This window comes from Novosphingobium sp. AAP93 (genome assembly GCF_001296055.1).
Taxonomy (GTDB): Bacteria; Pseudomonadota; Alphaproteobacteria; order Sphingomonadales; family Sphingomonadaceae; genus Novosphingobium.
The window spans coordinates 1-21,499 of record NZ_LJHZ01000102.1 but is presented as its reverse complement, the minus strand read 5'-3'; the positions used below and the strand labels follow the sequence as shown (position 1 = coordinate 21,499).

The 21,499-nt window shown below is 63.0% G+C and carries 16 protein-coding genes and 1 tRNA gene; 7 read left to right on the top strand and 10 right to left on the bottom strand.

Annotated features, from left to right (window positions below; genetic code table 11):
- Positions 1-10 precede the first annotated feature (10 nt).
- The 3 genes from IP83_RS15575 to IP83_RS15565 all read right to left on the bottom strand — a co-directional run bounded on the left by IP83_RS15575 (position 11) and on the right by IP83_RS15565 (position 2,755).
- Positions 11-1,261, bottom strand: coding sequence for a Xaa-Pro peptidase family protein (locus tag IP83_RS15575; RefSeq protein WP_197274400.1), 1,251 nt, complete (start codon positions 1,259-1,261; stop codon positions 11-13).
- 130 nt (positions 1,262-1,391) lie between these two features.
- Positions 1,392-1,823: a DUF4345 domain-containing protein gene (locus tag IP83_RS15570; RefSeq protein ID WP_054123150.1), complete on the bottom strand. Its 432-nt coding sequence runs from the start codon at positions 1,821-1,823 to the stop codon at positions 1,392-1,394.
- Complete coding sequence (locus tag IP83_RS15565; protein WP_231625074.1) at positions 1,820-2,755, bottom strand: SDR family oxidoreductase; 936 nt, start codon at positions 2,753-2,755, stop codon at positions 1,820-1,822. Before IP83_RS15565 ends, IP83_RS15570 begins: the two co-directional genes overlap by 4 nt.
- Before the next feature lie 27 nt (positions 2,756-2,782).
- Between IP83_RS15565 and IP83_RS15560 the strand changes: the two genes are divergently transcribed.
- From IP83_RS15560 to IP83_RS15540, 5 genes are all read left to right on the top strand, one after another.
- Positions 2,783-3,607, top strand: coding sequence for a crotonase/enoyl-CoA hydratase family protein (locus IP83_RS15560; RefSeq protein WP_231625073.1), 825 nt, complete (start codon positions 2,783-2,785; stop codon positions 3,605-3,607).
- Between the two features lie 131 nt (positions 3,608-3,738).
- Positions 3,739-4,839: a CaiB/BaiF CoA-transferase family protein gene (locus IP83_RS15555; protein WP_054123147.1), complete on the top strand. Its 1,101-nt coding sequence runs from the start codon at positions 3,739-3,741 to the stop codon at positions 4,837-4,839.
- 39 nt (positions 4,840-4,878) lie between these two features.
- Positions 4,879-6,435: a class I adenylate-forming enzyme family protein gene (locus IP83_RS15550; RefSeq protein ID WP_054123146.1), complete on the top strand. Its 1,557-nt coding sequence runs from the start codon at positions 4,879-4,881 to the stop codon at positions 6,433-6,435.
- A 100-nt stretch (positions 6,436-6,535) separates the two neighbouring features.
- A complete protein-coding gene (locus IP83_RS15545) occupies positions 6,536-7,414 on the top strand; it encodes a fatty acid desaturase (protein WP_054123145.1) in 879 nt (292 codons plus the stop codon).
- Positions 7,415-7,815: 401 nt separating this feature from the next.
- Positions 7,816-10,245: a LuxR C-terminal-related transcriptional regulator gene (locus IP83_RS15540; RefSeq protein WP_156309767.1), complete on the top strand. Its 2,430-nt coding sequence runs from the start codon at positions 7,816-7,818 to the stop codon at positions 10,243-10,245.
- A gap of 342 nt (positions 10,246-10,587) precedes the next feature.
- Here the strand turns inward: IP83_RS15540 and IP83_RS15535 are convergent, their stop codons facing one another.
- Positions 10,588-11,754 carry an acetyl-CoA C-acetyltransferase gene (locus IP83_RS15535; protein ID WP_054123143.1) on the bottom strand — a complete coding sequence of 389 codons (1,167 nt, stop codon included), beginning with the start codon at positions 11,752-11,754 and terminating at the stop codon, positions 10,588-10,590.
- A gap of 175 nt (positions 11,755-11,929) precedes the next feature.
- Here IP83_RS15535 and IP83_RS15530 point away from each other — a divergent pair, with 175 nt between their 5' ends.
- Together IP83_RS15530 and IP83_RS15525 are read left to right on the top strand one after the other, a co-directional pair.
- The gene (locus tag IP83_RS15530) at positions 11,930-13,036 is read left to right on the top strand and encodes an NAD(P)-dependent alcohol dehydrogenase (protein ID WP_054123142.1); all 1,107 of its coding nucleotides are present in this window, start codon (positions 11,930-11,932) and stop codon (positions 13,034-13,036) included.
- A gap of 12 nt (positions 13,037-13,048) precedes the next feature.
- Complete coding sequence (locus IP83_RS15525; protein WP_054123141.1) at positions 13,049-14,458, top strand: aldehyde dehydrogenase family protein; 1,410 nt, start codon at positions 13,049-13,051, stop codon at positions 14,456-14,458.
- Positions 14,459-15,164: 706 nt separating this feature from the next.
- On the opposite strand, the gene IP83_RS15520 is transcribed toward IP83_RS15525, so the two are convergent.
- From IP83_RS15520 to IP83_RS15495, 6 genes are all read right to left on the bottom strand, one after another.
- A tRNA-Lys gene (locus IP83_RS15520) sits at positions 15,165-15,240 on the bottom strand.
- Between the two features lie 78 nt (positions 15,241-15,318).
- A complete protein-coding gene (rodA, locus tag IP83_RS15515; protein WP_054123140.1) occupies positions 15,319-16,434 on the bottom strand; it encodes a rod shape-determining protein RodA in 1,116 nt (371 codons plus the stop codon).
- A gap of 3 nt (positions 16,435-16,437) precedes the next feature.
- Entirely contained in the window at positions 16,438-18,564 is a 2,127-nt protein-coding gene (gene mrdA / locus IP83_RS15510; protein ID WP_054123139.1) for a penicillin-binding protein 2, read from the bottom strand.
- A 6-nt stretch (positions 18,565-18,570) separates the two neighbouring features.
- Positions 18,571-19,143: a rod shape-determining protein MreD gene (locus IP83_RS15505; protein WP_054123138.1), complete on the bottom strand. Its 573-nt coding sequence runs from the start codon at positions 19,141-19,143 to the stop codon at positions 18,571-18,573.
- Complete coding sequence (gene mreC, locus IP83_RS15500; RefSeq protein WP_054123137.1) at positions 19,143-20,063, bottom strand: rod shape-determining protein MreC; 921 nt, start codon at positions 20,061-20,063, stop codon at positions 19,143-19,145. Before mreC ends, IP83_RS15505 begins: the two co-directional genes overlap by 1 nt.
- Before the next feature lie 44 nt (positions 20,064-20,107).
- Complete coding sequence (locus IP83_RS15495; protein ID WP_054123136.1) at positions 20,108-21,154, bottom strand: rod shape-determining protein; 1,047 nt, start codon at positions 21,152-21,154, stop codon at positions 20,108-20,110.
- Positions 21,155-21,499: the final 345 nt, after the last annotated feature.

Here is a 21,499-nt window from a genome sequence, read left to right as displayed (position 1 = left end):
GTCTGACCGCTCACCGTGTTTCCCATGGAAAACTGTCGAGCCGTTCTGTGCCGTTGGGTGTCACGAGAACCTGGGTTTCCAGTTTGACGCATTCACTTCCTCCCTGCTCGCCGATCAGGCTCTCAACGCAAAAGACCATGCCGTCTTCAAACCGGCCAGGCAACAGGTCGGCTGGGTCGGTAGCATAGGGTACGCCGGGATATTCATCAGCCATGCCGACACCGTGCAATGCGCAGGAGTAGCGGTTGGCCATGAAGCGTTCGGGAATTCGCCAAGTCTTTTCCATATACTCCCGGAACTCCATGCCCGGATGGATCAAGTTGGTGTTGTGGAGCAATTGTTCGAGTGCGGTGCTGTACAACGTGCTCTGTTCATCGGTCATCCGTGTGTGGCCGATGGTCCAGGATCGCGAAAGATCCGCGCAATAACCATAGGGTCCTATCATATCGGTGTCGAAAGCTAGCATATCCCCCAACTTGCCGACATGGTCGGAACATTCCTGAAACCAAGGATTGGTGCGCTCTCCGATAGTCAGGAGTCGCGTTTCCAGCCATTCGCCACCTGACCGGATATTCTCGTAATGAAGTTCCGCCCAGATTTCCTGCTCGGTCTTGCCGGGGAGCGAGTGCTCATACATCCGCGCCATTCCTGCTTCGCACACTCGAATCGTCCAGCGCATCAGTTCGATTTCATCTAGGCTCTTGATCAGCCTGGCCTGCTCGGTCATCTGCTGGCCTTCGACCAACGTCAGCCCTTGCCGCCGCAGCGCATCGGCGCCCGGAAGTTCGAGCTTGTCGGTGCCAAGCCTGAGGTTGCCACCACCACGCTCGCGCACTGCCGAGGCGATTTCCGCAGCCCATTGCCCCGCCCGTTCCTCAAGATAGGGACCGGAATACATATAGAAGAACGGATTGGCGCTGCGGATCTCATCGACTGTCTCGAGTCCGTTCACGAGATGCTCGGCACCGGGATACTCGAAATCAATCGCGTGGCCATCAGCGAAGACCAATGCATAGTGGAACGGGTTGTGCGTCGCCCACAACTGCATGTTCGACACATCCAGCGCATATCGAATGTTGACCGGATCGAAGAGCAGGATGGCCGCACAATCATGCTTGATAACCTGGTCTACCAAGCGCCGCTTGCGATAGGCGCGGGCAGCCCTGAGCGTGTCGAGAGGCACGGGGCTGCGAAGCGGCTTATCGGCTCCCTCAGGATTGAAATAGGCTGCCTTGCGGGCGTCTTTGAAAACTCGGCTCACGACCTTTTCCTTTGAGTCAATGTTCCGCATTTGTTTTTGGCGCGGTAAAGAGCGATTTCCCTCTGGATCGGGCGTTGATGGCGTTGACGAGCATTCCGTTCTTTGTTGCCGTTGGTTGCTTGCCATTTGGTCATCGAACGAAGCCCTCGTCGGCGGCCAATGTTCCGCGTCGGAAGGCCAGCCATGCAAGTGGCACCAGCAAGAGTTCGATGGCCAAGGCGACAGCGATGAAGGCGGTGCCAATATCGCTCGACGGATGACCCGCCTGCAGCAGCGACAGCGCCCGTCCTATCCCGCCAAGCACCACGAAGGCGAAGCAAAGCTGGAGAATGAGACCGTAGCGGCGCAAGTCACCAAGGCAGACCAGCTGGATCACGCCGAGCCCAAGCCAGACCGCGCCAAGGAAGCGGACCTGGCTGTCGAGCACTGGATCGAACGGAGCCACTGCCGCTGTGCCGACACCGATGTTGGCTTGCCCGGCCACTCCCACGATCACGTCCATCGCTCCGGTCAGCAAGGCAATCAACGAGAGCAGGACGGTGGTTATCTTTACGAAGTTCATGCCGTTTCCCCCTTCGCTGCATCCAGCGCATCGCCAATTGCCCGGTTGAAAACGTGTGAACCGGTCAGGTTCTGCCCGCCATCAACGGCAATGCGCGCGCCTGAAATGTAATACGCGAGGGGCGTGGCCAGGAACGCCGCGACATTGGCAACATCTTCCATTGTCCCCATCCGGCCAAGCGGCGTCATCGCCTTCCAGATGGCTTCGGCGTTGTCCCCACCCAACCGGTTCATGCCCTCGGTGCCTTCGATCGGTCCGGGCACGATGCTGTTCGCCCTGATCCCGTAACGCCCCCATTCAAGCGCGAGGTTTGCCATGAGGTTGTCGATCCCGGCCTTGGCCGCGCCGACATGGGCCTGATAGGCGAAGGGCACATAGGACTGCCCGCCCGAGACAAACAGCAGGCTCCCTCGTGTCTGCCGCAGCTGCTCGAAACAGGCGTGTGCGGCGTGGAATGCGCCGAGCAGGTCGATCTCGACCACGGTGCGGAAGCCCTTGGGCGAAATGGCTTCGGCCGGCGCGACAAAGTTGCCGGCGGCCCCGCACACCGCGAAGCTGATCGGCCCCAGCGCCTCGCCACAAGCCGCAACGGCAGCTTGCACGGCCAGGTCATCGCGGACGTCGGCAACCGCCGCGAAGACCTTGGCACCGGCCGCTTCAAGTTCCTTCCGCCCCGCGTCGAGCCGCTCGGCCGTTCGCCCACAAATGCCGACGTTGGCTCCCAACCGGGCGAGCGCCTTGCCAATCGCCAGATTGATGCCGCTGCCGCCTCCCGTAATGAAAGCCACCTGGCCGCGCAGAACCTCGGGATTGAATGTGTCGGTGATCATGCGTCGAGGGCTTCCCATCAGAACTGTGACCCCGACTAGGGTAGGATCGGATGGAGCCACCCCATACTTTTGGTTGGCCAGAACTCGACGCGCCTCGATCAATCGCTACCACAGGCATCCGGCGCTGGCGTGAAGCCTGAAAGCCACATCGGGAGCGGAACATTGGCGGATCGGGTTGAACTGGTTGTTCTTGATGGGGTCGCCGAAGTTCGGCTCAACCGCCCCGAGAAACTCAACGCACTTGACTTCGAGACTTTCGACCTGATCGTCAAAGCCGGTCACACGCTCGCGGCAAAAGAGGGTTTGAGGGCAGTGGTCCTGAGCGGGAACGGACGCAGCTTTTCAGTCGGAATCGACCTTGATGCGCTGGCCCAAGGCGGAACAAAAATCCTGTCAAACCTGGCGGCGCGCACCCATGGCGATGCAAACCTTTTTCAGCATGTCGCTATGCAATGGCGCGAATTACCCGTGCCGGTTATCGCGGCGATCCAGGGGCACGCGCTTGGCGGCGGAATGCAACTGGCCTTGGGCGCGGATATCCGCATCGTCGCGCCGGATGCCAGGTTGTCGATCCGGGAAATCGCATGGGGACTGATCCCCGACATGGCGGGCACAGTGTTGCTACGTCAGCTCGTCCGCACGGATGTGATGCGCGACTTGCTGTTCTCAGGGAAAATAGTTTCGGGCGAGGAAGCGTTGGAGCTTGGCTTGGCGACCCGATTGGCGGCAGACCCGTTGACGGCCGCCCGCGCACTTGCGCAAGAAATTGCATCGTCCAGCCCGGACGCGGTCAAAGCCGCAAAGCGTCTGGCAAATGCAGCAACCGCGGGAGCATCCGACCCCGACTTGCTCCTGGCCGAAGCTGCCGAGCAGCAAGGACTTCTCGCTTCGCATAATCACCGAGAGGCATTGCTGGCTTATGCAGAGAAGCGCCTGCCCGTCTATCGCGATTAAGCGGATGCGCAATTTCAAACTACCTTGGCCACCCCCGAAGGTATTGGACTTAGCAAGATGGTTCATCATCAAGTCCTGATTGATCAGTTCAACCCGATTGCGCCGGCGACTTCGCCAGGAAGGGCCATGCCATGACGAGCGGACCCCTTGCTGGACTGAGGGTCGTTGAATTTGCGAGCATCGGACCAGGTCCGCACTGTGCAATGTTGTTGGCAGATTTGGGAGCCGATGTCCTGCGTATTGATCGGCCTAACGGTAACGGTCAGCCCAATCCCGTTGCAGATCGCGGGCGGGCAATCCTGACTCTAGATATCCGGTCGGAAGCTGGACGGGCTAAGAGTCTCGAGTTGATCGCTCAGGCGGACGTGTCCATCGAGGGGAGCCGACCCGGTGTGATGGAACGGCTTGGTCTTGGTCCCAACGACGCCTGTTCGCTGAACAAGCGGTTGATCTATGCGCGGATGACCGGCTGGGGTCAGGATGGGCCGTTGGCGCGTATGGCTGGCCATGACATCAACTATCTCGCGCTGACGGGCGCGCTGGCTGCGATTGGGAAGCCTGGCGAACCGGCGACAGTGCCCCTCAATCTGATCGGCGATTTTGGCGGTGGATCCGTGTTCCTTGCTTTCGGCATCATGGCTGCGTTGTGGGAGCGCGAGCGGTCTGGTCTTGGACAGGTGGTGGATGCCGCGATAGTCGATGGTGTCGCATCGATCATGAGTATGTTTGCAGGGCTGGTGCCTTCCGGACGAATCTCGCTTGATCGCGAGGCCAACATGCTGGGTGGCGCGGCCCCATTTTATCGTTGCTATCTTTGCAAGGATGGTAAGGAAATCGCGGTCGGAGCCATCGAGCCGCAATTCTATTCGCGCTTGCTTGCAGCAGTTGGCGCACCTGCCGAATGGGTCAAGGACCAACACGACACCACAAATTGGCCGGACCGTTGTGCATGGTTCGCGGCTAAGTTTCTCACCAAGTCCAGGGATGAATGGGCAAACCAGATCGAAGGTATCGACGCGTGCTTCGTCCCCGTCCTTGATTTCCGCGAGGCTGGACAGCATCCCCATATGAAGTCCCGTGGCACCTACGTCGATCGCGACGGGTTTGCTCATCCTGCGCCCGCGCCGCGGTTTTCACGAACCCGGGCGACAATCCCCGAGGACCGAGCAGCGGAGGCAATGATAGCTGATTGGGCATCGGACAAGCAGGCAGCAGCGCCTCGCGCACTGTAGTAGTGCATTTACGGCCGGCGGACAGGAAGGAGGCAACCCATGCAATTCACACAAGGTCTCGAAAGAGCAGTCCAGCACCATCCGGACGTGACGGCGACGATCTGCCGTGCCCGCAGTCAGACTTTCGCGGAGCTCTATGAGAGGGTCACCGGGCTGGCCGGTTGCCTGGCATCCCGGAGCCTTGCCAAAGGTGCGCGCATCGCGGTGCTGGCACTCAACAGCGATCATTACCTTGAGGTCTATCTGGCGACGGCTTGGGCAGGCGGCGTGATCGTGCCCGTCAACTTCCGCTGGAGCCCCGCCGAGATAGCCTATTCTCTCAATGATGCTGGCTGCGTGGCGCTGATGGTCGACCAGCATCATGCCGCGCTGGTTCCCACATTGCGGGAGCAATGCCCCGGTCTGCAGCATATCTTCCTGATGGGCGGGACCGAGGAATCGGATGACCTTCCTGGCCTTGACGCGTTGATTGCAGCGGCAGAGCCTTTGCAGAACGCAGGGGCTGGCGGCGATGACCTGCTGGGCATCTTCTACACCGGCGGCACCACCGGACGGCCCAAGGGCGTGATGCTGAGCCATGCCAATCTGTGCTCATCCGGCTTGTCAATGCTGGCCGAGGGCGTGTTCAACGAGGGCGCAGTCGGGCTGCACGTGGCACCGATGTTCCACCTTGCCGACATGCTGCTCACCACCTGTCTGGTCCTGCGCGGCTGCACCCATGTCATGCTCCCCACCTTCAGTCCCGATGCTGTGCTCGACCATGTCGCGCGGTTTGGGGTCACCGACACGCTGGTGGTTCCGGCCATGCTTCAGGCGATCGTCGATCACCCTGCGATCGGGAATTTCGACACGTCGAGCCTGTGTAACATCCTCTACGGCGCGTCACCCGCCTCCGAAACACTGCTGCGGCGCACCATGGCGGCCTTCCCGGGCGTGCGCCTGACTCAGGGTTATGGCATGACCGAGAGCGCGGCCTTCATCTGCGCGCTGCCCTGGCACCAGCATGTCGTGGACAATGATGGCCCGAACCGGCTGCGCGCGGCCGGGCGATCGACTTTCGATGTCCATCTCCAGATTGTCGATCCCGAAGACCGCGAGCTTCCGTGCGGCGAGATTGGCGAAATCATCGTCAAGGGGCCGAATGTAATGCAGGGCTATTACAACATGCCCGAAGCAACCGCCGAAACCTTGCGCGGCGGCTGGCTGCATACCGGCGACATGGCCTGGATGGACGAGGAGGGCTATGTCTTCATCGTCGACCGGGCGAAGGACATGATCATATCGGGCGGCGAGAACATTTATTCCGCCGAGGTCGAGAATGCCGTCGCCAGCCACCCCGCCGTTGCCGCCAATGCGGTGATCGGGATTCCCCACGAGCAGATGGGTGAAGCCGTGCATGTCGCCCTGGTCTTGCGGCCAGGTAGTGAGCTGTCACTTGAGGCACTCCAGGCCCATTGTCGGGCCTTGATTGCCGGATACAAGGTGCCGCGCAGCATGGAAGTCAGGCCCAGCCTGCCGCTGTCCGGAGCCGGAAAGATCCTGAAGACCGAACTGCGCGAACCCTTCTGGAAGGGGCGGGACAGGGCAGTGGGCTAGGACCAGGCCGCGCGGAAAAATCGACAAGCCAAACTTTCGTCGAGGCGCTGCCCATCGTGGGCAGGCATTGATGCGGAAACACTTGGTCCAGGAGAGTCTGATGTCCACGTCACCGCAGAATGCAGTTGCCCAGTTCAATGCGTTGCGGTCCTGCCCCAAGGTAGCATGGCCGACCGTGGCACTGTTCGTCGTTTGCACCAGCATTATCGGCGGGGTTTGGTACGCCGCCATCGCCCATGGGTTTCCGCTCTGGCTGGGTGCAATCGTGAACGGGGTTACCGCGTACTACCTGTTCAGCGTTGTCCATGATTCCTCGCACAATGCGGTGAGCAAGAACAAGTTCGTCAATGAGCTGCTCGGCCGGATCGGCCTGGTCTATTTCGCCCCGCTCGCGCCGATGGACGTGGCCCGGTACATCCACATGGCGCACCACAAATATGCGAATGATCCCGAGCGCGATCCGGATGGCTACGCGCACAAGCTGGACATGTGGTTCCCGCTACGCTGGCTCAATTTCGATTACTATTATACCAAGTGGTTCTTCCAGAAGGGCGGCGATTTTGCGCGCCGGAAGTACCCGGCTCTGTTTGCCTACGTAGCTTTCATCCTCGCGAGCTGCGCGCTGATCGTCTGGCTGGGATATGGGATGGAGCTGCTGATGTTGTGGTTCATCCCGACCCGGATCAGCTCATTCCTGTTCGTGCTGGTGTTCAGCTTCCTGACTCACCAACCGTTTGAAACCTATGCCAAGGAAGACGAATACAAGGCGACGGCATTGCGGATGGGCGGCGAATGGATTCTCTCGCCGCTGATGGCCAACCACAATTACCACCTGATCCACCACCTCTACCCGACCGCACCGTTCTACAACTACATCAAGATCATGAAGCTGCGTGGTGATGAGATTCTGGCCAGGGATCCGCTGATGCCCCCGACTTTCGGGTTGTCACCGCGTACGAAGGAGCTGGCGAACCACTAGGCCATTGAAGGCGCAGTCCCAGACACCCATACACAGGCCCCATACAAAAGTATGGGTGCCTGGGGCATCTGCGGCTATAGCCTGCGAAACGGGATTGGGATCTGGAGCGCAGGATAGCCAGCTTGAATTACCCCAGAGGTAAAACCGCGCCGCCGGTGTCGGGCGGTGACCTGATCCGCAGGGATGCCCTGATCGATCAGCTCCTTCTTGACGTTCAGTCCAAGGATCTTGTGCTAGCTGTCGCCCCGGCTGGCTATGGCAAGACTGTCTTGCTGACCTCGCTTTACGAAGCGCTTGGGGCGGCCAGCGGCGGGGCATTCTGGTATAACTGCGACCGCACCGATGTGGTGCCCCGCAAGCTCGCCGCGTTCCTGCTGGAAGTGAGCTCTGCCGAAGGCGGTTTGGCCGCCGACGACAGCCTTGGTCTTGAAGCCAGCGCCGCCTTGTCGGCTGGCCTGATCGCCGTTGGTCTTGATCGGCGGAAGGCCGATGTCACTGTGATGATCGAGAATTATCACCTGGCGCAGTCACCGGAAACCGACGCGCTGATCGAAGCTCTGCTGGCGACCGAATCGCCCTACCTGCACCTGGTGATCTCCTCGCGCGTCAAGCCGGGCTTTGCGACGCGCAAGTTGATGCTTGCTGGCCGGGTCGCCGAACTGAGGGTCCGGGACCTGGCCTTTACCAAGAGCGAACTGGGCGCGCTGGCCCGCACGGTCATGCCCGATGGCAGCAGGGCCGATCTGGCTGGCGTTCTGGAACGGACCGAAGGGTGGCCCGTCGCCATCCGCCTGTTCTTGCTCGCCCTGAAGGAAGGGGCCGACACCAAGCGCCTGCTCGATGAGATTTCCTCGCGCGATGCCGACGTCGCCGAATATCTCTCGGAAGAAGTCCTGCGCGGTCAGCCGCGCGAGGTTCAGGATTTCCTGGTGGCGACCTGCTTTCTGGAACAGTTCAACCTTGCGCTTTGTGAGGCAGTTACTCCCCACGCCGACGCCGCCCAGATGATCGAACAGGTGCAGCGCAACAACCTGTTCATCGTCAGGCTGGAAAGCGACAGCGGTTGGTTCCGCTATCATCCGATCTTCCGCCAGTACCTGCTGATTCAGTTCGACCGCCTTCCCCGTCAGGAACAGGCCGGGATGCGCAGCGCAGCCGGTCGCTGGTACGAGGCCAACGATCAGTTGGCCGAAGCGATCGATATGGCCCTGCTTTCGGGCGATGCCGGCCGGGCGCGGTCGCTTCTTGCCAGGTTGGCACCGGAGCTAGTTTCGGTTCGCGGAGATTTGGCGACCTTCCTGCAGCTGTTGTCGCGCTTTCCCAAGGGCATGATCGAAGACGATTCGACGCTGCTCTACTGGCAAGCCTGGGCCATGTTCTTCGCCCGCCGCTATCGCCAGGCCGCCAGCCTGGTCGCAAGCCTCCACCGCAATGCGCAGATCGGTAGCGGGGGCGAAATTGATGCGGGCCTGCAGAACCAGATCGGGCTGCTCGATACCTTGTCGGCGACTTTCATGGACGACATGCTTTCGGCACGGCGCGCGGCCAGCGACTGGCTGAGCAGCAATCCAAGTGCCGATCCGTTCGACCGCGCGACCGTTGCCTGCAGCCTAGTGCTGTCTTCGCTGGCTTTCCTTGATGTCCCGGCGGCGCGGCGCGCCTTTGATCTGGCGCAACGGGCGATTGCCGAAAGCGATAGCGCCTATGGCACCGCCTGGGTCTGCGGGATCGGAATGACAATGGATCTGGTCGCGGGCGAGCCGCGGCAGGCGCTCGCCCGGCTTGAAGCACTGGGAGCTGGATGGACCGAAACACCCACAGCACCCAGCAACATCTCATCGACCCTGGCTCTTCTTGCCGCAGCGGCCCACTATCATCTGGGCGAGATTGACAGTGCCGAAGCGCTGGTCAACGAAAACCTCCACATGCTTGCCGAACATGGGGTCAGCGAAACCGCCGCGTTTGGCCTCGCGGCCTGCCTGCGAGTGACAGCGCTCAGGGGGGGCGCTTCGGACGCGCTGACTTTGGCCCGCAAGATGGAGGCCGGCCTGGCCAAGGCCTATGCCCCGCGCCTCGCCTTTACCTTGCGGTACGAGCGGGTCCTGCTGCTGTTTCGGGCCGGTCGCAGCGAAGAGGCGATCGAGGAGGCAAGCGGCATCACGGAAGTCCAGCCACTGGGTGAACGGCGGCCCGACGAGGGTGATCCCGACCTGCCCAGCGTCAAGGAACTGCGCCAGATCGTTTCGGCCCGGGTGGCTATAGCGGACCAGGCCTGGAACGAGGCGCTGCGCATCCTGACCGGCCTGATCAGCGCCGCGCGGCACGGGGGGCGCAACTTGCGGTTGGTTCAGGCGTTGATCCTCAAGGCTGCGGTCCACTACAACCAGGGTGACAGCGTGAAGGCGGTCCGTGCCTTCCTCGACGCGGTGTCGGTTGCGCGTGACCGGGGGCTCAACCAGATCTTCCTCGACGATGCCCAGCTTTGCCGTCCGCTGGTAGCGGCGACATTGGCCAGATTAGAACAAAGTCTCGGCGGACAGATGAACGAACTTAGGTTCTTGCAGAATTTGCAAGCGCGCCTCGGTCTTGAAAGTCAGATCGCCAAGCCCAACGACGAGATGTACGCTCCGCTCGAGCCGCTGACCGCCCGGGAAAAGCTGATGGTGGAACTTCTGCTAGCGGGCTTGCGCAATCGCGAAATTGCCGGGCGGCTCGCCATGTCGGAAGCCACGGTTAAGTGGCACCTTTACAATCTATACAGCAAGCTTGGCGTGAACAACCGGACCGCAGCAATCCATCGCGCTCGCTCGCTCGGTCTTGCCTCGGTGTAGATCGGTTAGTGAGCCGAGTGTGAATACGCTAAGCTCGACCCCAATCATCGTGATATCGAAGCCTTAATGACAGGAGCTTCGCGAAAGACCACTGCTAATCATGATGCGCTGAGTGATGAGGCTTATCCAGGCTGTATCTGGATGAACGCTATCCCGGCCGAAGTGCCCCCTGCATCGATCGAAGGATCGCTTCTCCCCTGAAAAGGGAGGAGAGAAGGTGAGAGGCGAAGCTGATGAATTCGACATGGCGGGGTGGCAAATGCTACCACGAGAGGCGCCTTGCTTAATGGCATCACTGGAGGACGCGATCATAAGGGTGACTGATAGTGGCATTGGCATCAATCAGAGCGCCTCAACGATGGTTACATTGGCGACACCTCCCGCCTCGCACATTGTCTGCAACCCCCAGCGCTTGCCTCTCGCATGAAGCGCGTTGATCAGGGTCGCCATCAGCTTTGTTCCCGACGCTCCCAGCGGGTGGCCGAGAGCTATGGCGCCGCCATTGACGTTGAGTTTTTCGGGATCGCCGCCGATCTCCTTCAGCCACGTCAGTGGCACTTGTGCAAAGGCTTCATTGACTTCATAGAGGTCGATGTCGCCGATTGACATGCCAGTACGCAGCAAGGCCTTGCGGGTCGCATTAACCGGCTCTTCCAGCATGATGACTGGATCGCCCGCGGTCACTGTCAGGTTATGGATACGCGCAATTGGGGTCAGGTTGAACTCCTTGAGTGCACGCTGACTTGCTACCAGCGCGGCGCTCGCCCCGTCGCAAACCTGGCTGGCATTGGCAGCTGAAACAACACCACCTTCGCGCATAGGTTTGACTGACGAGATTGCCTCAAGCGTCGCATCCATCCGTACGCCTTCGTCGACCCTGTGCAATTCACCACCTACATCGATAGGCACGATTTCGTCGTCGAATGCGCCAGACTCGATGGCGGCCGCAGCCTTGTGGTGGCTTTCCAGCGCAAAGCGGTCGAGCGCCTCTCGGTTGAATCCATGCTTGTGCGCGAGCAGTTCGGCCCCTTCGAATTGGCTGAACTGCGTTGTACGGTTGTAGCGTTCCTTGCCGCGCGGGCTCAGCGGGCCGGTGCCTATCCCTTCCTTCTCGTGCAGGGAGAAGTTCGAGAACATCGGCACCCGGGTCATGCTCTCGACACCTGCCGCGATCACCACATCCTGGGTTCCAGACATTACGGCCTGCGCCGCAAACTGCAGCGATTGCTGCGATGATCCGCACTGGCGGTCGACCGCCACCCCGGGTGTCGTCGAAGGCAATCGCGAGGCAAGGATCGCATTGCGCGGAAAAGCAAAGCACTGTTCGCCGACTTGCATGACGCAGCCAAGAATGACATCGTCGATCGCCTTCGGATCGAGCGAAGCATTGCGGTCGATCAGAGCGTTGAACATTTCGGCAGCGAGGTCAGCGGGATGCCAATTGGCGAGCTTCCCGTTTCGCTTGCCACCAGCCGTGCGGACAGCGTCAACGATATAGGCTTCGGTCATTCTAGTCCCTCACATGCGCTGGCCGTCGCCGGTCTCGGCACCAGGTGGCCCGGTGGAGCAGCATTCGATGGAGTGAGTAGGTCCATGCCTGCGCGTTCGGCCAAAACAAAAGTATGGGGCCGAACGCCGGTCGAACTGGAAAAGTAGGCGTGACGACAATTCCAGGAGAGTGGTGATGCAAGGCACGGCAGCAATCTTGCGCGAACCGAACCAGCCCTTTTCGATCGAAGCGGTCAGGATCGATCCGCCGCGTGCTGGCGAGATCCTCGTCCGGATCCACGCGGTAGGCATTTGCCACACTGACATGGTTTTCGCCTCTGGCGCGATGGGATCGCCCTTCCCCCTGATCCTCGGGCACGAAGGCGCGGGCGTGGTCGAAGCGGTTGGCGAAGGCGTGACCAAGGTCCGGCCCGGCCAGAAGGTTCTGCTGACTTTCAATTCCTGCGGGCAGTGCAGCCAGTGCCACAGCGGCGATCCGGCCTATTGCCAGGACTTCGTTGCGCTAAACTTTGCCTGCGTTCGGTCCGATGGCAGCTCGTGCGTCCACCAAGATGCTGGCCAGGTATCGGCCCGATTCTTCGGGCAATCGTCATTCGCCTCGCACGCCATTGCCGACGAGCGCAATGTGATTGCCCTGCCGGACAATGCCGATCTTGCCAGCCTTGCGCCGCTCGGTTGCGGTATCCAGACCGGGGTTGGCGCAGTGCTGCGCTCGCTCAAGGCGCAGGCCGGATCGAACCTGGTCGTCCTGGGGGGCGGCGCCGTGGGCCTCAGCGCCGTGCTGGGCGGCAAGATCGCGGGCTGTTCGAAGATCATCATGATCGAACCGCAGGAGGCCAGGAGGCAACTGGCGCTCGAACTCGGCGCGGACCATGCCATCGATCCGGCTACGGGCGACACTGCCGAACAGGTCAGGGCCATCCTCCCGCAAGGCGCGAACAACGTGGTCGACACCAGCGGCAATGTCGGGGCGATTTCCGCTGCACTCAACATGCTCGCACCGCACGGCGCACTGGGCCTGGTCGGCGTGCCCGGCAGCCTTGATGCGGCCCTGCCGCTGCCGATCGTGCCGGCCATCACCTATGGCTACACGATCAAGGGAATCATCGAAGGCGACAGCGACCCCGACACATTCCTGCCCGAGCTGATCGCGTTGCACGCCGCCGGAAAGCTGCCGATCGAGCGGTTCTCGACCATCTATCCGTTCGACCAGATCAACCAGGCGATTGCCGACAGCCATTCCGGCAAATGCGTCAAGGCAATCCTTGAACTCCCGGCCTGAAGGAACCCGAAAATGACCCAAGACACCCTGACCATGACGATCGGCGGCAAGGCGGCATCGTCCGATAGCCAACTCGATGTGCGCAACCCCGCGACCGGGCAGGTCTTTGCCGCTGTGCCCGATGCCGGTGCGGCAGAACTTGAAGCGGCCATCGCCGCGGCCCGAAACGCCTTCCCAGCCTGGCGTGACACGCCCTGGGCTGAACGGGCGGCAATCGTCAACCGGATCGGTGAGACCATCGCGGCGAATGCGGCGGAGCTGGCCGCGATGCTCACCCGCGAGCAGGGCAAACCCGCGGAGCAGGCTCAGTTCGAGGTCATGGCCGCCGCGCAGTGGTGTCAGGCAACCGCTACCCTGACTTTGCCTGACCGCGAGATCGAGGCCGGGCCGGGACGCCGCCAGGTCACCCGCTATGTACCGATCGGGGTGGTGGCCGGGATTTCGCCATGGAATTTCCCGGTGGTGCTGTCGATCTGGAAGATCGCGCCTGCCTTGCTGGCCGGCAATACCCTGGTCCTGAAACCGTCACCGTTCACGCCGATGACCGTGCTGCGGATCGGCGAACTGGTGCGGGATTTTGTGCCTGCCGGAGTGCTCAATATCATCACTGGAGGGGATGCACTTGGGCCGCTGATGACGTCGCATCCGGGCTTCGACAAGGTCAGCTTCACCGGCTCGACCGCGACCGGACGCAGGGTGATGGCAAACGCGGCATCGACGCTGAAGCGGTTGACACTGGAACTGGGCGGCAACGATGCGGCGATCGTCATGCCGGACGTCAACGTCCCGGAAACGGCGGAAAAGCTGTTCTGGTCGGCTTTCACCAACAGCGGGCAGGTCTGCGTCGCGACCAAGCGGGCCTATGTCCACAGTGACATCTACGATGCGTTCCGCGATGAACTGGCAAAGCTGGCGCTGGCTGTGCCGATGGGTGATGGCAGCCAGCAGGGCACCGCGCTCGGGCCGATCCAGAACAAGCCGCAGTACGACCGCGTCAAGGGCTTGCTCGCCGATTGCGAAGCGAACGGTTACCAGTTGCTCCAGGGGGAAGCGCCAGAGGGAGATGGCCTCTTTGTTCCCGTCACGCTGGTCGACAATCCGCCCGAAGACAGCCGTATCGTCCAGGAGGAACAGTTCGGGCCGATCTTGCCGCTCGTGCGCTTTACGGATGTCGAAGATGCGATTGCCAAAGCCAACAACACCGACATGGGGCTGGCCGGAACCGTCTGGTCCGCCGACATGGACGCCGCCATGCGGATCGCTGAACGAATGGATACTGGGAATGTCTGGATCAACGAGGGGCTCGCCCTGTCACCCTTCGCAGCCTTCGGCGGGCGCAAGCAATCGGGCATGGGGGTGGAGAATGGGATCGAGGGATTGATGGCCTATACCGATCCAAAGACCTTCCTTGTTACAAAATAGATCAGCAACATCCGGTAGGAATTACGTCACTTTGAACCAGCGATGATGGCGGTATGCAAATCTGCTATGCAGCTGCAACGGTCGTCGCGCAGCACTTCTCCAACTTCGCTCTTAGCCTGTTGCCGTTAGACCGGCTATCAAGAACTTAGCTCGCGTGCGTGCCCATGCGTGCGAAGCCGTCGGCAAACCCCGCCACAAGATTGCCAATGAAATGCGGCATGCATCGCGAGACCTCGCTTCGCGCTGCGCGCCGAGCGACCTAAAGACGGCGACAGGATTGTCAGACGCCCCCTTCTGGGGAGTCCAAGACCCCGCCGTCAGGCCATGGACGGGGAAGCGGGCCTTTGGCGCCCGCGGCAGGAAGAATGTCTCGCCAGCAACGCGCAAGATCGCGCAGCAGTGACTAGAGAAACTTTGATGCCATCGACCGATTGGCCGCATTTACAAGTCCTGGAAGAGCGCGAGTAAGCTCGACGAGTGATTCATTGCCTTCACAGATTTCGTCGTCGACCGTGGCCAAGGCAAAGCGCCAAGCCCGAGCATCGATCATTAGTCACGTTGCGTGAAAGAATCACCGGTTCCATGGAGGCTGAGTAACCTCAGCGACGCTTGAATGTGCTGCTACCTAGAAAGCTACCTAGCGCGTGAGCGCCATATCCCGCAGCATCGATGTGCGGCAGTAACTAATTAAAACTCATGAGAAATTTGGTGGACGCACTAGGGCTCGAACCTAGGACCCGCTGATTAAGAGTCAGCTGCTCTACCAACTGAGCTATGCGTCCACACCGTACCGTCACCGGCGACCGGGAGCGGCCCCTTTAGCGATTTCTCACCGGCTGCCAAGCCCCATTTTTGAAAAATTATCGCAAGGTTCTACCCGGCGCGCGCGACCAGCGATCGACCGCCATCAGCGTGCCGATGCACAGCATGTTGGTCATCATCGACGAGCCGCCGTGGCTGACGAAGGGCAGGGGAATGCCCACCACCGGCGCAAGGCCCATCACCATCATCAGGTTGATGCAAACATAGAAGAAAATCGTCGTCACCATCCCCGCCGCCAGCAGGCGCGAGAAGCGGTCCGGCGCATTGAGGGCCACTTTCAGGCCCCAGCGCAGCACCAGCGCGAAGACGCACAGGACGAAGAACCCGCCGACCATCCCCCATTCCTCCGCCATCGTCGCGAAGACGAAGTCGGTATGCGCTTCGGGCAGGTAATCGAGGTGGCTCTGCGAGCCTTGCCCGAAGCCCTTGCCCAAGAGGCCGCCCGATCCGATCGCGATCTTCGACTGGGTGATGTGATAACCCGAACCCAGCGGATCACTTTCCGGATCGAGGAACACCAGCACGCGCTTGCGCTGGTAATCATGGAGCACGGTGAAGAAGGCGAGGGGGGCGGCCACCGCGACGGTCGCGCCGCCGGTGATGAAGAGCCACAGCGGCAGGCCCGCGAGGAACATGATGACGACCGCGCCGAAACTGATCGCAAGACCAGTCCCCAGATCAGGCTGCAGCATCACGAGGCCCGCCGGCAGGCCCAGCAGCACCACCGCCGGGGCAATCGCCCGCCAGCTGCGGATCTCGCTCGGCGGCAGCACGCTGTAGAACCACGCCAGCACCAGCACGATGCCCGGCTTCATCAGCTCGGAGGGCTGCAACTGCATGAAGCCCAGATTGAGCCAGCGCTGGCTGCCTCCGCTCACGCGGCCCAGCAGTTCGACCAGCACCAGCAGCACGCACAGCAGTGCATAGGACGGCAGCGCCGCGTTCTTGAACCATTGCGAGGGGATGCGCGCGACGACCATCGCCATGCCGAGGAACACCACGAAGCGCACCACGTGGAGCAGCGCCCAGGGCATCAGGTGCCCGCCCGCCGCCGAATAGAGCACCGCGCCGCCGAAGGTGACCAGCGCCGAAAGCGGCAGGATCACCCCCCACGGCTGGCGCGCGATAAACGCCGGAATATAGGCGCGCTGCATGCCCTATGCTCCCGGTGCAGGCGCGGCAGGCGCTGCAGCAGCAGGCGTCGGTGCGGCGGCAGGCGCTGCGGTTTCAGCCGGGGCAGGGGGTGCCTCAGGCTCTGGCGCGGGCGGCGCCGCGTCGGTCTGCGCCGCGGTCGGCTCGGCCACCGGCGTGTTGTCCGCCGCGACCGCCTCCGCCGCCTGCTCCTCGTCGGGCGCCTTTGGCGCGGTGGCGCCGAACTTGGCGGCATAGGCGTTGTACTTGGCCGCCATGCGCTGCTGCACGTTGCCGCCCCATTCCCTCTCGAAGCCTTCGAGCACTTCCATCGCCTTGGCGCGGTCGAACAGGTAGGTCATCACGTCGCGCGCGATGGGGTAAGCCGCGCCCGATCCGCCGCCGTGCTCGATGGCGACCGCACAGGCATAGCGCGGCTTGTCGAACGGCGCGAAGCAGATGAAGTGCCCGTGGTCGCGGTGCTTCCACAGGCCGCCCTTGCCGTTGCCGACGTTCAGCCCGACGACTTGCGCGGTGCCGGTCTTGCCCGCCATCTGCACGCCCTCGACCGGAATGCGCGCCTTGCCCGCCGTGCCGCGCCCGTTGACCACTTCGTTCATCGCCGCGTGGATGATGTCGAGGTGTTCCTGCTTGATCCCCAGCGAAGGCGCACGCGGCGCATGGCGGTCCAGCAGCAGGCGCGGGGTCAGTTGCAGCCCGGAGGCAAGGCGCGAGGCCATCACCGCCTGCTGCAGCGGATTGACCAGCATGTAGCCCTGGCCGATCGTCGCATTCACCGTGTCATAGATCGCCCATGGTTTCTGATACTTGCGCTGCTTCCACTGCGGATCGGGCACCGTGCCATAGGACTGGCCGGGATAGGGCATCGGGTATTCCTGACCCAGCCCCAGCCGCCGCGCCATGGCGGCGATCTTGTCCATCCCGATCTGCTGGGCGAAATGGTAGAAGTACACGTCGCAGGACTGGTAAATGCCCTTCGACATATTGGTCGTGCCGTGCCCGCGATGGTTCCAGCAGTGGAACACGCGGTTGCCCACGCGCAGCCCGCCCGCGCAGCCGACGCTGGCTTCCGGATCAAGCCCCGCTTCGAGGAACGCGAGCGCCACCATCGGCTTCACCGTCGAACCCGGCGGATAGAGCCCGCGCAGCACCTTGTTGCGCAGCGGCACATGGTCATCTTCCGACAGCATCTTCCACTCGATGCGGCCGATGCCGTCGGCGAAGCTGTTGGGATCGAAGCTCGGCATCGAAACCATCGCAAGCAGGTCGCCCGTCGCGCAGTCCATCACCACGACCGAGCCGGATTCGAGCCCGATGCGCCGCGCCGCATAGTCCTGCAGGCCCGCATCGATGGTCAGCTGGATAGGGCTCCCCGGCACATCCTCACGCGTCCCCAGATCGCGCACCACGCGGCCACCCGCCGTCGCCTCCACCCGCCGCGCGCCCGGAATGCCGCGCAGGCGTTCCTCGAAGTGCTTCTCGAGCCCGTCCTTGCCGATCTTGAAGCCTGGCGTGATCAGCAGCGGGTTGGGCTCCTTCTCGTAATCCTCCGCCGAAGCCGGGCCGACGTAGCCGACAAGGTGGCCGACCGCCGCGCCCGTCGGATAATAGCGCGAGAAGCCGCGCTGCGGGATCACGCCGGGCAGTTCGGGCAGGCGCACGCTGACGGCAGCAAACTTGTCCCAATCGAGGTTCGAGGCGACTTCCACCGGCTGGAATCCGCGCGCCTTCTCCAGCTTGTCCTTGATGTCGCTCACCCGGTCCGCCGTCAGCCCGAGCAGCTGCGACAGGGTCCGCAGCGTTGCATCGGCATCGACCACCCGGTCCGGCACTAGATCGACGCGGAAATCGGCGCGATTGGCCGCCAGCGAGGCGCCGGTGCGGTCGATCACCCAGCCGCGCCGGGGCGGGATCAGCGTCAGGTTGACGCGGTTGCTTTCGGACGCCGCGCGGTACTTGGCATTCTCCGCCACCGCCAGCCAGGTCAGCCGCCCGGCCAGCAGCATGCCCACACCCGCCTGCGCCATGCCCAGCACGAACGTGCGCCGCTCGAACGAATGGGTGAGCTGCGCGCCCGTCACCGGCAGCGGCTTCGCCGGCTTCGACCAGGGCCAGGACCACTTCTGGCGCATGGCGGGTCAGACCGTCCTGAGCGGCAGGAGGCGCACGCGGTCCAGCAGGGCGACCGCCCGCGTCACCAGCGGATAGAGCGCCAGCGTCACCAGCAGCTGCGGCCCGATCACCAGCGGCAGCGGATAGGCCGCAGCCAGCCCCGCGATCCCTGCCGAAAGCACGAGATAGCCCGTCATCAGCAACGAAGCGACCGCCCAGTCAGCCACGAAACTGCGCCACAGCAGGCGGTTGTCGACGGTATCCATCACCAGCATCGCGGCGGACCATAGCACGATCCCCGATCCGAACGGCTGCCCGCTGTAGAGATCGTCGAACGCGCCGAGCGGGAGGCCCGCCCACAGCGGCAGCAGGCTCGGCCGCAGCATGCGCCACGCGAGGAACACCATGAACGCCAGCGGCGGCACCACCGGCGCGGACGCGATCACCGGCGAGAACACCGCCAGCGAGGTCAGCATCACCGAAACCCACGGCAGGCCGGAGGCGAGCAGGGGGGAGGGCGCGCGGTTGATCCGCTGCGGGACGAGGTCTTCCGGCCGGCGCGGCAGGCTGGGCAGGTCGGGCAGCCGGGGAAACGGCATCAGTTGCCCCCTCCGCCCTCGCTGGCTTCGGGCGCCGGTCCTGCCGCCTGCTGGCTCGCCCCCAGCGCTTCGACGGCAGGCGCCTGGAACACCGGCAGCACGACCACGAAATCGGCTTCGGCGGGATCGCTCGCCAGATGGCCCACACCCCCGTCATGCAGCACTTCGGTCACCACCGCGACCGGAATGCCCGGCGGGTAGAGCCCGCCCGAACCCGAGGTCGCGAAAACATCGCCGCGCTTCAGCGGGTTGTTGCCCATATTGAGCAGGCGGATCGCGATGCGCCCGTCGGACTTGCCCTCGACGAATGCGGGCAGGCCATCGCGCACCCGCCGCACCGGCACCACGTTTTCCGGGTCCGTCACCAGCAGCACCCGCGCCGTGCCCGGCCCCGCCTCGATCACCCGCCCGATCAGCCCCGCCGCCGATCGCACCGGCTGGCCCGGCCGCACCCCTCGCGCAGAGCCCGCCGAAAGCACCGCAAAGCGCCGCGCGCTCGCGGCGGTCGAGCCGATCAGGCGGGCGGCGGTGATCGGCTTCATCTGCGGCTCGACGATCCCGAGCAGCGCTTTCAGCCGCCTGTTCTCGCCTTCCAGCGCCTGCATCGTCAGCGCATTTGCCCGCGCCGCGGCGACTTCGCGGGAAAGCGCGGCGTTCTGCCGCCCCGCCTGGAAATAGGCGCCGATGGCCGCGATCACGCTCTGGCCCGCCGCGCGCGTCTCGGCCCCCGCTTCGCCCGCAGGCCGTGCGATCTCGCTTGCCGCGCTGCGCACCGAACTGAACGCCTGCGGGTTGACGATGCTCACGATCAGCAGCCCCGCGCCCGCAAGGAAGCCGGCCACGGCAATGACGTAGCCGGTGAAGATCCCGTATTGCGCCCTGCGCGAAAAGCCCGGGCGCCGGTCTGGCGACCGCGCCATCTAGCAACCCTTCTTCGTTTTTGCCGCCCCGCAGCCCAGCGGCATCACGCCGTCATCAGCACGCCGCGGTAGATCGGATCTTCCATCGCCCGGCCGGTGCCCAGCGCCACGCACGAGAGCGGGTCTTCCGCCACGCTCACGGGCAGGCCGGTTTCCTCGCGCAGGTGATCGTCAAGCCCCCGGATCAGCGCGCCGCCGCCGGTCAGCACGATGCCCTGGTCGACGATGTCCGCCGCGAGTTCAGGCGCGGTGTTCTCGAGCGCGATGCGCACGCCCTCGACGATCGCGCCGATCGGTTCGGACAGCGCCTCGGCGACATTGGCCTGCGTGATGGTGATTTCCTTGGGCACGCCGTTCACAAGGTCGCGGCCCTTGATGTGGATCGTCTCGCCCACGCCGTCGGCGGGCACGGTGGCGATGCCGAAGTCCTTCTTGATCCGCTCCGCCGTCGATTCGCCGATCAGCAGGTTGTGGTGGCGGCGCACGTAGGAAACGATGGCTTCGTCCATCTTGTCGCCGCCCACGCGCACCGAGGTGGTGTAGGCAAGACCGCGCAAGCTCAGCACCGCGACTTCGGTCGTGCCGCCGCCGATGTCGACCACCATCGAACCCACCGGTTCGGTGACGGGCATGTCCGCGCCGATCGCCGCCGCCATCGGCTCGAGGATCAGGAACACCTGGCTCGCCCCCGCATTGCTCGCCGCATCGCGGATCGCGCGCCGTTCCACGGAAGTCGAACCGGACGGCACGCAGATCACGATCTCGGGATAGCGCAGCAGGCTCTTCGAACCGTTCACCTTGCGGATGAAATGCTTGATCATTTCTTCCGCGACTTCGATGTCGGCAATCACGCCGTCACGCAAGGGGCGGATCGCCTCGATGTTGTCCGGGGTCTTGCCCATCATCATTTTGGCATCGTCGCCCACGGCCTTGACGCGCTTGATGCCGTTGATCGTCTCGATCGCCACGACCGACGGTTCATTGAGCACGATGCCCCGGTCCTGCACATAGACCAGCGTGTTGGCGGTGCCGAGATCGATTGCGATGTTCTGGGAACCGAACTTGAAGAATCGGGAAAGCAACGATGCCATCAGGAAATCCGTATAAAACTGCGGTTGAGCCCGCCCGCACTCAGCGCGAGGTAGGCTCCGGCGGGGCTTGCGAAGTGCGCGCATTAGCAGGCGAACGCGGCAAAACCCAATATTTTGTGTGCGACTTTGCGGGATAAGTGCGCCCGCTGGTCTCGAAAAACCGTATGCTCACCGCTAGTGTACCGCGACGCATGTCCGAACCGGTCCGAACCATCCGCCGCCTGCCCGAAAACCTCGTCAACCGCATCGCGGCGGGCGAGGTCGTCGAGCGCCCGGCAAGCGCGCTCAAGGAGCTGGTCGAGAACGCCATCGACGCCGGCGCGAGCCACATTTCCGTACGGCTCC